This window comes from Paraclostridium sp. MRS3W1, assembly GCF_032465715.1.
GTDB lineage: Bacteria > Bacillota > Clostridia > Peptostreptococcales > Peptostreptococcaceae > Paraclostridium > Paraclostridium dentum.
On the sequence record NZ_JAWDJM010000121.1, the window covers coordinates 14,788 to 27,403 of the forward strand.

At 30.7% G+C, this 12,616-nt stretch carries 11 protein-coding genes and 1 pseudogene; 1 reads left to right on the forward strand and 11 read right to left on the reverse strand.

Features of this window, described 5'->3' with window-relative positions:
• Positions 1 to 5: 5 nt before the first annotated feature.
• The 10 genes from RWY47_RS09885 to RWY47_RS09930 form a co-directional block, all read right to left on the reverse strand.
• Positions 6 to 887, reverse strand: coding sequence for a methylenetetrahydrofolate reductase (locus RWY47_RS09885; protein ID WP_021431737.1), 882 nt, complete (start codon positions 885 to 887; stop codon positions 6 to 8).
• Between the two features lie 33 nt (positions 888 to 920).
• Positions 921 to 1,592, reverse strand: coding sequence for a methylenetetrahydrofolate reductase C-terminal domain-containing protein (locus RWY47_RS09890; protein ID WP_021428516.1), 672 nt, complete (start codon positions 1,590 to 1,592; stop codon positions 921 to 923).
• Between the two features lie 26 nt (positions 1,593 to 1,618).
• Positions 1,619 to 2,491 (reverse strand): bifunctional 5,10-methylenetetrahydrofolate dehydrogenase/5,10-methenyltetrahydrofolate cyclohydrolase, encoded by an 873-nt coding sequence (locus RWY47_RS09895; RefSeq protein ID WP_168932424.1) that lies wholly within the window; start codon positions 2,489 to 2,491, stop codon positions 1,619 to 1,621.
• Between the two features lie 59 nt (positions 2,492 to 2,550).
• Positions 2,551 to 3,183, reverse strand: a complete 633-nt coding sequence (locus RWY47_RS09900) for a cyclodeaminase/cyclohydrolase family protein (RefSeq protein ID WP_021428493.1) — start codon at positions 3,181 to 3,183, stop codon at positions 2,551 to 2,553.
• A 242-nt stretch (positions 3,184 to 3,425) separates the two neighbouring features.
• Complete coding sequence (locus RWY47_RS09905) at positions 3,426 to 5,105, reverse strand: formate--tetrahydrofolate ligase (RefSeq protein ID WP_021428521.1); 1,680 nt, start codon at positions 5,103 to 5,105, stop codon at positions 3,426 to 3,428.
• Positions 5,106 to 5,154: 49 nt separating this feature from the next.
• The gene (locus RWY47_RS09910) at positions 5,155 to 5,928 is read right to left on the reverse strand and encodes an ATP-binding protein (protein WP_021428422.1); all 774 of its coding nucleotides are present in this window, start codon (positions 5,926 to 5,928) and stop codon (positions 5,155 to 5,157) included.
• A gap of 37 nt (positions 5,929 to 5,965) precedes the next feature.
• A complete protein-coding gene (gene cooS / locus RWY47_RS09915; protein WP_021428464.1) occupies positions 5,966 to 7,888 on the reverse strand; it encodes an anaerobic carbon-monoxide dehydrogenase catalytic subunit in 1,923 nt (640 codons plus the stop codon).
• Positions 7,889 to 8,047: 159 nt separating this feature from the next.
• Complete coding sequence (locus RWY47_RS09920) at positions 8,048 to 8,959, reverse strand: bifunctional enoyl-CoA hydratase/phosphate acetyltransferase (protein WP_150841924.1); 912 nt, start codon at positions 8,957 to 8,959, stop codon at positions 8,048 to 8,050.
• Positions 8,960 to 9,114: 155 nt separating this feature from the next.
• A complete protein-coding gene (locus tag RWY47_RS09925) occupies positions 9,115 to 10,260 on the reverse strand; it encodes a tetratricopeptide repeat protein (protein ID WP_224170645.1) in 1,146 nt (381 codons plus the stop codon).
• Between the two features lie 9 nt (positions 10,261 to 10,269).
• Positions 10,270 to 12,030, reverse strand: coding sequence for a B12-binding domain-containing radical SAM protein (locus RWY47_RS09930; RefSeq protein ID WP_224170644.1), 1,761 nt, complete (start codon positions 12,028 to 12,030; stop codon positions 10,270 to 10,272).
• A gap of 177 nt (positions 12,031 to 12,207) precedes the next feature.
• On the opposite strand from RWY47_RS09930, the gene RWY47_RS09935 reads away from it, so the two are divergent.
• Positions 12,208 to 12,408: a hypothetical protein gene (locus RWY47_RS09935; RefSeq protein ID WP_021428472.1), complete on the forward strand. Its 201-nt coding sequence runs from the start codon at positions 12,208 to 12,210 to the stop codon at positions 12,406 to 12,408.
• Here the strand turns inward: RWY47_RS09935 and RWY47_RS09940 are convergent.
• Positions 12,405 to 12,616, reverse strand: a pseudogene (locus tag RWY47_RS09940) (hypothetical protein); the annotation flags it as partial. The gene RWY47_RS09935 and the pseudogene RWY47_RS09940 overlap by 4 nt on opposite strands.

Sequence of the window (12,616 nt, forward strand, 5' to 3'; positions counted from 1 at the left end):
GAAATTTATAATTTTGCTGCGTCTAAAATTGCCGGAACATTTTCTTCTGCTCCAATTGCCATTATATGCACTCCATCACATAAATCTTCATCTCTTAATTGTTGAATTAATTCTCCTGCTATTTTTATTCCTTCACTTGCCCAGTTTTCTTTTCCTACCGATCTTAATCTGTCTATAAGCTCATCTGGAACATATATACCTGGAACATTTTCATTCATAAACTTAGCCATTCCTGGAGATTTTAATGGAATTATACCTGCCAAAATCTTAGTATTCATTTCCTTTGTATGCTCTTTAAATTCTCTCATTGTATCTATATCATATACAGCTTGAGTTTGAAAAAACTTAGCTCCTGCATTTATTTTCTTCTTCATTTTTAATAATTGTATTTCAATAGGTGTGTATCGAGGTGTCACGGATGCTCCCAAATAAAATTCTGGTGATCCTTTTAATTGATTGCCTACCATATCTGTTCCTTGCGAAAGTTTCTGTGCCGTTTGTAAAATTCCAACACAATCTAAGTCAAATACAGGTTTAGCTTGAGGATGATCTCCTACTATGGTGTGGTCGCCTGTTAATGCTAGCATGTTTTCTATTCCAAACACACCAGCTGATAATAATTCTCCTTGAATTGCAATTCTATTTCTATCTCTTCCAGTTACTTGTAGAACTGGTTCTAATCCTTCATCTTTCAACAATTTACATGTAGTAAGTGAAGTTGTTCTCATTACTGCAGATTGAAAATCTGTTACATTAACAGCATGTACTCTTCCTTTAACAGCTTTTGCACACTCTACTAAGTGTGATAAGTCTATTCCCTTTGGAGGAGCCATCTCAGCAGTTATTGCAAACTTACCGCTTTCTAAAGCTTCTCTTAATAAGCTCATTGTTTATCCCCCTTCAACCTTTTAAAAAACTATTTAAGCATTTGCCATAGCTTCTTTTTTCTTTAAACTTAAGCTACGTGGGTTACACGCTTTTGAATAATCTTTTGGTTCTTTTACCTCTAATAGGTTATCCAGTTGATTTATTGCTTTTAATCTATTGTATATAAGAACCCAAGCACAATCATTTTCAGGATTTACTTCGCATTTTCCATCTCGTGCTCCACCGCAAGCTCCATTTAATAATCCTTTAGCACACATAGTAACCGGGCATATTCCTCCAGTCCATGCAAGTTCACAAGAACCACATGCTTTACATGCTTCCTCAAACTCTCCAACTCTTTTAACTTCACCTATAAATAAAGTGTCATTTGCTGGATATACTGGTTTATCTTTTATATTTTTAACCACTGTTTGAGTTCCATCTCCACATGCTAAGGACAATATAGCATCAGCTTCTTTTATCTCAGATTTCAACTCTTTCAAGTCTTTCTTTGATTTTAAAAGATTACATGCAGGGTCTAATACTTTATATCCTAAAACTTCTTTTCCTTCAGCCTCTAATAAGTCTTTCATCTTTAAAATTTCTGTCTCTCCACCACTTTTACAAGTAGATGCACATAGATTACATCCTACTAAAACTAATTTTTTAGCATCTTTGACATAACCTAAAATCTCTTCAAATGGCTTATTTTCAGAAATTATCATCTCTATTCCCCCTTGAAAATCCCCATTTATTTTTTGTTTTGTAACTTACAAGCTTTAACGATATTAGTAGCTAATATAGAAGTTGTTACAGCTCCTACTCCTCCTGGTACTGGTGTTATCATAGAAACTTTATCTAATACATCTTCCATATCAACATCTCCACATAAATTACCTTGATCGTCTACATTTACACCTACATCTATTACTATTGCTCCATCTTTTACATAGTCCTTTTTAACCATCTTAGCTCTTCCGACTGCAGCTACTAATATATCAGCTTGAGATGCTATTTCTGGTAAATTCCTAGTTTTAGAATGGCATATGTTTACAGTTGCATTCTCGTTTAATAAAAGCATTGATAGTGGCTTTCCAACTACCATAGATCTTCCTAAAACAACAATGTTTGCACCAGTTAAATTTATACCATAATGTTTTAATATTTCTATAACTGCCGTTGGTGTACATGGTGGATATCCAGTTTTGTCATTTTCTACTATTTTAGCTGTGTTTATAGGATTAAAACAGTCTATATCTTTTTTAGGACTTATCTCATATTTTATTTCATCCTCACTTAAATGCTTTGGAAGTGGTCTAAATGTTAAAATCCCATTAACTTTATCATCTTCATTCAATTTATGTATAGCCTTTATAAATTCATCTTGGCTTATATTCTCATCTAATTCTACTATTTCTGTTTCAATTCCTATGTTTTGGCATCTTTTAAGTGCTCCTCTTTCATAGGCTAAATCATCAGGTCTTTCACCTACTCTAACTATCGCTAACTTAGGGTTTATACCCATTTCATTTAAATTTTCAACTTCTTTTTTTAAATCTTCAGTTATCTTATCTGCCACAGGCTTACCTTTTATTATCTGTGATTTTACATTAGTTTCGTTCATATTTTTGTTGCCCCCTATATCTTATTTCATAAAAATTTCAAATTAAAAATACATAAAGTTTATTTGTTTAAAGCTAATTCAACCTTTTTATAAACTTCATCACAAATTCTAACTCCATCTTCAACAAGTTTATTGACTTCATTTCTTACAGTCTCAACATATTGTCCATCTTTTATAGAATTTATATTTATAAAAACATTTAATTGTCCACTAAGAATTGCAGCTCTTAGACATTGTACTCCAACACCAACATCACTTATTGCTAGCCTTGATCCTTTGTCTACCAAATCTTCGTGTAGTTTTATAGCTTCATAACATACCTTTACTATTTTTATTGGTACTTCACATGCTGTCTTAAGGGCACTTTCCATAGTGTCATTTTTTACCTTTTTCTCTTCTTCTGTAGAACTAGGTAACCCGTAAGCTTTTGATAAAGGAAGAAAACACTCTGCATCTTCATCTATCATATCTAGTAATTCTTTTTCTAAAATTCTAGCTTTTTCTAATATACATTTTACACTTTCTTCATATTCAGCATATTTTTTCTTTCCTATAGTTAAATTGCATACCATACTACCTAATGCAATACCTATAGATCCAGTTAAAGCTGCTGCTCCACCTCCACCTGGAACTGCTGATTTTGAAGCTAGTACATCTACAAACTCTATACAACTTTTTTGTGCTATCTTCATACTTATCTCCCTATAAAAATTAATTTATTAAAAAATTATACTAGGTAGCTAAATAAGAAATATAGTTTCTGCCGTAGCACTTTAAAGTATATCTTTTCAGTGCTTTATTCGTAGGAATTAACTATATTTCCTACAAGCCCCTTCATAAATTTTAAGTTAATCAGAAGTATTTCATATAGTAGGGAAGTAGTAAATATAGTTTTTTTGTATAAAAATCAACTATATTCACTACACCTATCTACCTAGAATAATCCTGATATTACTCCATTTTCATCAACATCTATTCTTTCTGCTGCTGGAACTTTTGGAAGTCCTGGCATCTTCATTATTTCACCAGTAAGAGCAACTATAAATCCAGCACCTGCAGATACTGTTAATTGTCTAACTGTTATTCTAAATCCAGTAGGTCTTCCTAATTTTGTTTGATCATCTGTTAAAGAATATTGAGTTTTAGCCATGCATATTGGTAATTTACTAAAACCTAGCTTTTCTAAATTTGCTATCTCTTTTTCTGCTGCTGGCGCAAAGTCTACTCCATCAGCTCCATATATTTTAGTAGCTATTGCTTCTATTTTTTCTTTTATAGATAAATCATCTTCATAACAGAATTTAAAGTTATTTTCTTCTTCATCTAATAATCTTAAAACTTCTTTAGCTACCTCAATTCCACCTTCTCCACCTTTTGCCCAAACTTCAGAAAGTGCAACATTAACACCTAACTCTTTACACTTATCTTCTACTAATTTAAGCTCTGCTTCAGTATCAAGTGGGAATCTATTTATAGCTACAACTGCAGGCAGACCATAAACTTTTGTTATATTCTCAACATGTTTTAATAAGTTTGGTAAACCTGCTTCTAAAGCTTCTAAGTTTTCTTCATTTAATTTATCTTTTGCTACACCGCCATTGTATTTCAATGCTCTAACTGTAGCAACTATTATAACTGCATCTGGTTTTAAGTCTGCCATTCTACATTTTATATCTAAGAATTTTTCAGCTCCTAAATCAGCTCCAAATCCAGCCTCTGTTACAACATAATCTGCAAAATGCATAGCCATTTTAGTTGCTATTACAGAGTTACATCCATGAGCTATATTTGCAAATGGACCTCCATGAACAAATGAAGGAGTTCCTTCTAATGTTTGAACTAAATTTGGTTTTAATGCATCTTTTAGTAATGCTGCCATTGCACCATTTGCATTTAATTGTCTAGCTGTCACTGGCTCATTATTGTATGTGTATCCAACTATAATATTTCCTAATCTTTCTTTTAAATCTATTATGTCATTTGCTAAACAAAATGCTGCCATTATTTCAGATGCAACAGTTATATCAAATCCATCTTCTCTAGGAACACCATGTGCTTTTCCACCTAATCCATCAGTTATATTTCTTAACTGTCTATCATTCATATCAACACATCTTCTCCAAGTTATTCTTCTTGGATCTATACCTAGAATATTTCCTTGATGTATATGGTTATCTAACATAGCCGCTAATAGATTATTTGCAGCTCCTATCGCGTGGAAATCTCCAGTAAAGTGTAGATTTATATCTTCCATAGGTATAACTTGAGCATACCCACCCCCAGCAGCTCCACCTTTAACTCCAAACACTGGACCTAAAGAAGGTTCTCTTAAAGCAACTAAAACATTTTTATCTAATTTAGCAAATGCGTCTGCTACTCCTATAGTAGTTGTAGTTTTTCCTTCTCCAGCTGGAGTAGGGTTTATAGCAGTAGTTAATATTAACTTAGATTTTTTACTTTTGCTATCTTTCTTTAATAAGTTATAATCAACCTTTGCTTTGTATTTTCCATAAAGCTCTACTTCATCATCAGTTAAACCTAATTTTTTAGCTATTTCCCTTATATCTTGAGGTTTTGCCTCTTGAGCAATTTCTATATCTGACTTAAATCCCATAACTAAATCTCCTCTCACTTTACTTCATTATATTTATTATACTAATATCTTAAGAATTCGTCATTAATCTATTTTTTATTTTGACGATTTGATCTTTAGTATCTAAGCTAACATCGTATGGAGATTTGCTTGCTCTATCAGAGTCTATAACATCTTGATTGTAGTAAATAAAGCCTAGCAATTCGCCATCCTGTAAATTACTAGTCACAAAGTCTTCATCTGACTTATTTCTAATTTTATTCCCTACTACAAAAACTTTTTTTACACCTATATCGTTACCTAGTTTTTTTACTTTTCTATAAGTTTGTAAACTTCTTTCTCCTGGTTCAACAACAACTATAAAGGCATCCACTCCTTGTGCTGTTCCTCTTCCTAAATGTTCTATGCCCGCTTCCATATCCATTATTACTACATCTTTATTTTGTAGTATCAAATGAGAACATAATCTTTTTAATAAAACATGTTCTGGACATACACATCCCGATCCTCCAGAATCAACAGTTCCTAAAGTAAGTAACCTTACATTGTTGTATTCCTTACAGTATAAGTCTGGAATATCATCTACTTTAGGATTCATTTTAAACATTTTTCCAAAGCTTTGAGCTTCAGCTCCTGTTCTTTCAGAAACTAATTTTTTCATTTCTGAAATAGGAGTTATCGATTCTGAAATTTCAGTTGGAAAACCTAATGCTAAACCTAAGTTTGCATCTGGATCTGCATCAACTGCTACAACTCTATATCCTTCATCAGCAAATGTTCTTGATAACATTGAAGAAAAAGTTGTTTTTCCTACTCCACCTTTACCTGTTATTGCTATTTTCATATCTCTCTCCCTCTGTCATTAGTTTATTTTTTATTTTTTAAGCTTCTGCTGTAACTTTTTTATTATTTTTCTCGTATACTACCTCTTCAAAATGAGGACGTTTAGATTCTATATTGTTTACTATTGCACTTGCTAACTCTTGTGGGTTTTCATGTACTGCAAACTTAGCTCCTACATGCTCAGTAATTGTATTAGTTAATTTTTCTACCATATTAGCAGAACCACCAACAGGAGGCATAACACCTAAGAATGTATCTATTCCTGAAGATACAACGTAGCATGCTATTGCAACAGCTTTTTCTGACATCCACTCTGGTGCAACCCCAGCTACTGGAAGATCATTCATATCTAAATCTAAATAGCTAGCACAAGCTGCTACAACTTCTAATATACGACTTATATCAACACATGAACCCATGTGAAGTACTGGCGGTATATCTGCTAATTCACAAACTGTAGCTAATCCTTTACCTGCTAATTTTCTAGCATCTTTGCTTAATAATCCATGTTTAGCTGCTGCTTGAGCTGCACATCCTGTTGCAACTACTATTATGTCATTTTTTATTAATTCCTTCATTACAGTTATGTGACCTTCATCACCTACTGTTTTAGGGTTATTACATCCTACTATACCAACTGCTCCTCTTAAAACTCCAGATTTTAGACAGTCTACTAATGGTTTTATAGTTCCTGGTTCATCTATTTGTGAGTTCACAACTCTATCTAATTGAGATAATATAGCTTCTATACTATATCCAACCGTTGCGAACGATTTCCCCTCTGGTATAAATACTTTTTCTGCTTTTCTATTTTTATAGTTTAATATAGCTTCTTTTACTATACCTTTTGCTGATTCTAATGCTTCTTCTTCGTTGAATTCTATGTGAGTTGCTCCTGTGATTTTTGCTTTTGGTGATGTTGTTATGAATTTAGTGTGATAGCAATCTGATAATGATGCTAGTGCTGGGAATATACATTGAACGTCTACTATAACAGCTTCAACTGCTCCAGTTAAAATTGCCAATTCTTGTTGATGGAAGTTTCCAGCCATCTTAACTCCATGTCTCATAGTAACCTCATTAGCTGTACAGCACATTCCTGCTAAGTTAATACCTTCAGCTCCAACCTCTTTTGCTAAAGCTATCATTTCTGGATCTTCTGCAGCTAATACTACCATCTCTGATAGTGAAGGTTCATGACCATGTAATATTATATTTACTTTATTATTTTCTAATACTCCTAAGTTTGCTTCTGTTTCTCTTGGTATAGGTGTTCCAAATAAGATATCACTAAAACGTGTTCCTATCATAGATCCACCCCAACCATCTGCTAAAGATGTTCTCATACTCATATGTATTAAACTATCTAAGTCTGATGTACAGCCTATATGTGTAGAGTGCATTATTGTTACAATCTCTCTATCTATAGCTCTTGGTTTAATTTTATATTTTTCCCAAACTTCTTGTCTTTGTTTAGGTGCTCTTTCTAAGAATCTTAATGTTCCATGAGGTTTACCAAATTCCATTAAAGCTACATCTGCTACCTCATGAGCTATATCATATATATCTCTATCTTCTGTAGCAACTCCCCATTCTGTCGCTAAATCTAATAGTTTTTTTTCATCTCTTATTTTATAATTTCCATCTGGACTAGCAAGTGCCATTGTGTGTGCTATATCTCTTGCATGGTCAGAGTGAGCTGCTGCCCCTCCAGCTACCATTCTTGCAAAGTTTCTTCCAACTATAGTGTCTGCATCTGCTCCACATATACCTCTTGGTGTTTTTGGAGTTATTCTACAAGGTCCCATTGCACATATTCTACAACAATTTCCTTGTAATCCAAATCCACAGGCAGCTTTCATAGCAGCCTTTCTATCAAACGCTGTTTCTACTCCATCTTTTTTAGCCTTCTCTAACATAAGCTGAGTATTTAAATCAATTGACCATATTTTTTCACTCATATATCTATCCCCTTTTTATAAATTTAATTAAGAGAAGTATTTTGTTTTGTATAAGCTACATTCATTGCCGCATTTTATATTTATTAATTACCTAAATTATAGCAATTATATGGCATACTTTCACTATAATTTAGGCAATTTTTTAACAAAATTTACATATTATCTAGCTTTCATAGCTATTAATGCTCCATATGCTATAGAGTATAGCTTTGATTCATGGCTGTCAGCCCTTGAAACAAGTACAATTGGGCTTTTAGCCCCCATTATAACTCCTGCAGATTTTGCATTCGAAAAATACGATAACGATTTCCCTATTCCGTTTCCAACTTCTATTGTAGGTACTAAGATTACATCTACATCCCCTGAAATTTTACTTTTAAAACCTTTTACTTTAGATGCCTCTTTTGATACAGCTAGATCAAATGCCAAGGGCCCTTCTAGGGTAACATTTGATCCAAAGATTCCAGCTTCACTTGCATCTTGCAACTTTTTAGCATCTATAGTTGCCTGCATCTTTTCATTTACTTTTTCCTTAGCAGCTAATGCTGCAATTTTTATATTATCAATATTAAGAGACTCACAAGCTTTTATTGCATTTAAAACTATTTTTTCTTTTTGCTCATAATTAGGACTTATGTTCATACCCCCGTCAGTTAGTATTAACAATTTGTGATAATTTGGTACTTCATATATCATTACATGACTTAGTAAACTATCAGTTCTTAGTCCATACTCTTTATTTAAAACCTGTTTTAATAGTATGGATGTATCTAATAATCCTTTCATTAAAAAATCTGCTTTTTTGCTACTTACTAATTTAACTGCAATTTCTGCGCACTCTTCGTAGCTTTCAGCTTCAATCATTTCAGTTTTTTCCAAATTTAAACCTAGATCTTTAGCTATTAACTTTATCTTTTCTAAATTTCCTATTAAAATCGGATCTATTATATTCATATTCATTGCATCCAAAACAGCATGTAAAACTTCTTCATCTTGGGCTGCTGCTACTGCTAATTTAACTTTTTTGTTTACCTTTAATTCCTTTATTATGTCTTCTAAGCTGTTGATCATTGTAACTCCTCCTTATATCTTTACTTTTGCCCTATTCTAAATATGTGTATAAATTTTTTAAGCTACAATTAATCTATTTGACATAGCTTTATTTACTCCTTTTAATAATAAAAAAAAGCTATAAAGATTTAATCTTTATAGCTTTTTTTATTATATTATCTAAAGTTATTTAACTCTCTTAAACAAGCAAGTGTAACTTCGTCTTGTGGATCTATTTCATATGCTCTTTCTATATAGTAAGTAGCATTATCTAAATCTCCATCATTTAGATATGCCATACCTAAATTGCAAAGTATTTCGGGATCTTCTTTCTTTAATTTTGCTGCCTTTTCAAAGTATTCTATAGCACCTTTCATATTATAACTAGATGCTTCGCAAAGCCCTAATTCAACTAAAGTATCTACTTGATTTGGTCTTATTATAAGTATTTTTTCAAAATATTTCTTAGCTTGTCCTACATCATTCATATTTCTATAAGCTAATCCTATCATAAATAATAAGTTCCACCAATCACCATGCTCATCAGCTAATGGTAATAATTTTTCTAAGGCCTCTTCATTTTTACCTTGGAATACTAAATTATACCCTTCTTCGTACTGAACTTTAAAATCCATTTTCCCGAAAATTTCTTGTATCTCAGCCATAAAGTCTTCAGGCAACCCTAATTTTATAGCTTCTTCCCAAGTAACCTTAGTTTTTATATATTGATTTTGGTTGTAATAATGATAACCTAAATGATAATGAGCAAGTGCAAATGATTCATCTAAATCTCTAACTTTCTCTAAAGCTTCTATTGCATCTAATAGAAATGCTTCCATCGGCTTCTCATCGCCATTTTTTTGATGCTGCTTAGCTAACTCTTGGCATACTATTGCATAATGGTACAGTGAATTAATATCATCTGGATATAAAGCTACACTACACTTTAGATATATTAGAGAATCTGTATAATCTCCAACTTCAAAGTACTTTCTAGACATATAACCCATATATGCTTTTAAATCTAGATCTAAATTCTCTTCAATAGCTTTAAGAAACTTTTTATATTCATCATTGTATTTAAAATTGCTATCAATTCCCATTATGTATATCATTGCATCTGCAATAGACATAGAACTTAACCCATCTTGAGCTGTGTTAGTTTTTATTCCTTTAACTAATACATCATTTTTTATAGGCACATCTAACCCCTCTTTCGGGAATGTGTACCCTTTTAAATTAAAATCTGCTCCATTTTTAATTTTTAAAAATGCTAATTCTTCAGCTTTTTTTAATATATATTTTTCAACTCTAAACTTCATATTTACCTCCTATATCTCTACTGTGTATGATTTAGATTTCTCAAACACCTTTTTATCATCATAAACAAATAACACTATACTATCTTTTTTATCTAAGTCAGCCTTTATGTTTTCTTTTAATTTTAATATATCATACTTAAAAGGCTCAAAATGTACATGCTTTATTATTTGCTTAGCAGGAGTATTTTCAAATCTAGGTATATATTTTAATATATTTTCTTCGTTTTGTAAAAATAAATGACATCTATTTTTAAAATCTTCAACTTCTATCTTACTCATAAACCCTGGTACGTTCGATGTTTTTCCTAAAGATATATAGTCATATTTTATAATTTCAGTAAATAGTTCTATATTCTTATTGATTTTTTCAGTGTAAAAATCTAATAGTATTTTGTATAATTGATTTTTACCTTGAGACATATTAAAGTATCCATTTTTATCAAAGTAAGTTGCAAAATCTTCAAAGAATTTAAATGGACTTTCTTTGTAGTAATTATGAATTATATATCTCATCGAAAGAACAAAGTTCTTTGAGTTAAAATATCTTTCCAGTATTTCTTCTATATCTTTTAACTTTAAAATCTCATTATATGTTATATATTTGTTATATAAAACTTCATAAGGTGGATAATCTTTATATCTAAATTCATGTTCATCTGCATTGTTTCTTATTCCCGTTCCTTTTATCATCTTTAAAAAACCTAATTGCAGATGCTCTATACCTAAGTTAAAAACATCATTAAATGAGTTTTCAAAACTATTATAATCCTCATACGGTAAGCCAGCTATTAAATCTAAGTGCTGGTGTATATTTCTATATGAAGCTATTTTTTGAACCACGTATGAAAGTTTACTGAAGTCATCTCTTCTTCCTACCGCTTCTAATACTTTTTCATTTGTAGTTTGTACTCCAATCTCAAATTGGAATAGACCTTCTTTACATTCCTTTAAAAACTCTAGCATGTCTTCAGTTAATAAATGAGCTGTAACTTCAAAATGATATGTTGTATAGTCATTATCATTTTCCATTAAAAACTGCATTATTTCCATTGCAAATTTTTTATTTGCATTGAAAGTTCTATCTATAAATTTTATTTGAGATACTCTAGCATCTATAAGTGCCTTTAAATCGCTTTTTACTCTATCTATACTAAAATACCTAAGCCCTTGTAATGTAGAAGATAAGCAATATTGACAATTAAAAGGACATCCTCTAGATGTTTCATAATACACTATTCTATTTTCATATTCTGCTTTATTTAAATCTACATAAGGGCTAGGTATTATGTCTAAGTTTTCTATATCTTTCATAGGTTTGTTTTTTACTATATCTCCATTATTTCTATAAACAATCCCATTTACATCTTTTATATCAATATCTCCTTTTAGAAATTTTACAAAGTCTCTAAATACAAGTTCTCCTTCTCCATAAAGTATGTAGTCTACAAAATCATATTTTTTCATAGACTCTTCGCTATCATAAGTTACTTCAGGTCCACCTAATGCAATTTTAACGTTTTTATTAACCTTTTTTAAGTTATTACATATTTTTACTATATCATTTACATTCCATATATAAGTTGAGAATAATATTACATCATAATTATTAACATATATATCTTTTAATATGAAATCTAATTCGTTATTTATTGTATATTCTCTTATATCTACATCTATATCTTCAATATCTTTAACCATTTGGTTTAAATATCTTATCGCTAAGTTTGTATGTATAAATTTTGAATTTAATGTTGTTAAAAGTATTTTCAACTAAATCACCTCTTTTTTAATTTTATTAGCTATAATTACCTATTTTTTGTTAAAATATTACATGTACTATTTTTTCTAACATTATGTATAAAAAGAAGGTTTTTTTATATTATTGTAGAATTATATCATATTATAAATTTCTTAAATCACTAAATTATATATGAAAGGAAGTATTGTATGAAATTGTTTGACAAAGTATCCATTGATGCACTATCTAAAAGAGATTTATTGCTTGTTATTAAAGCATTAGAATATACTTATGAAAATACCAATTTAGAAGATTTCATCGACCTTAGAAATAGTCTTATAAAAGAGCTTTGCTTTTTAACAAATACTGATGAACAAGTTTTTGTTGATTATTTAGAGACTAATGACTAAGCTCTTTTAAATTTAAAATTATAATCACCCGTTTTAGAAACCAATCCTATATTTAAAACATTATTGGAAAAGTTTCTAGATATAACTTTAATATTGTTTAATATTGGATCTGATTTTGTATCTCCAATTTCTAAATTTATTAAATATCTCGGGTCAGATTTTATATTATATTCTTTTTTATTTATTTTATATTTTCTAAGTTTGATAA

Bases quoted from the DNA above. Each gene is read 5' to 3' on its own strand.
- RWY47_RS09935 (WP_021428472.1), top strand. From the start codon at position 12,208: ATGAAATTGTTTGACAAAGTATCCATTGATGCACTATCTAAAAGAGAT.
- RWY47_RS09910 (WP_021428422.1), bottom strand. From the start codon at position 5,928: ATGAAAATAGCAATAACAGGTAAAGGTGGAGTAGGAAAAACAACTTTT.
- RWY47_RS09925 (WP_224170645.1), bottom strand. From the start codon at position 10,260: ATGAAGTTTAGAGTTGAAAAATATATATTAAAAAAAGCTGAAGAATTA.
- RWY47_RS09895 (WP_168932424.1), bottom strand. From the start codon at position 2,491: ATGAACGAAACTAATGTAAAATCACAGATAATAAAAGGTAAGCCTGTG.
- RWY47_RS09920 (WP_150841924.1), bottom strand. From the start codon at position 8,959: ATGATCAACAGCTTAGAAGACATAATAAAGGAATTAAAGGTAAACAAA.
- RWY47_RS09905 (WP_021428521.1), bottom strand. From the start codon at position 5,105: ATGGGATTTAAGTCAGATATAGAAATTGCTCAAGAGGCAAAACCTCAA.
- RWY47_RS09885 (WP_021431737.1), bottom strand. From the start codon at position 887: ATGAGCTTATTAAGAGAAGCTTTAGAAAGCGGTAAGTTTGCAATAACT.
- cooS (WP_021428464.1), bottom strand. From the start codon at position 7,888: ATGAGTGAAAAAATATGGTCAATTGATTTAAATACTCAGCTTATGTTA.
- RWY47_RS09900 (WP_021428493.1), bottom strand. From the start codon at position 3,183: ATGAAGATAGCACAAAAAAGTTGTATAGAGTTTGTAGATGTACTAGCT.
- RWY47_RS09890 (WP_021428516.1), bottom strand. From the start codon at position 1,592: ATGATAATTTCTGAAAATAAGCCATTTGAAGAGATTTTAGGTTATGTC.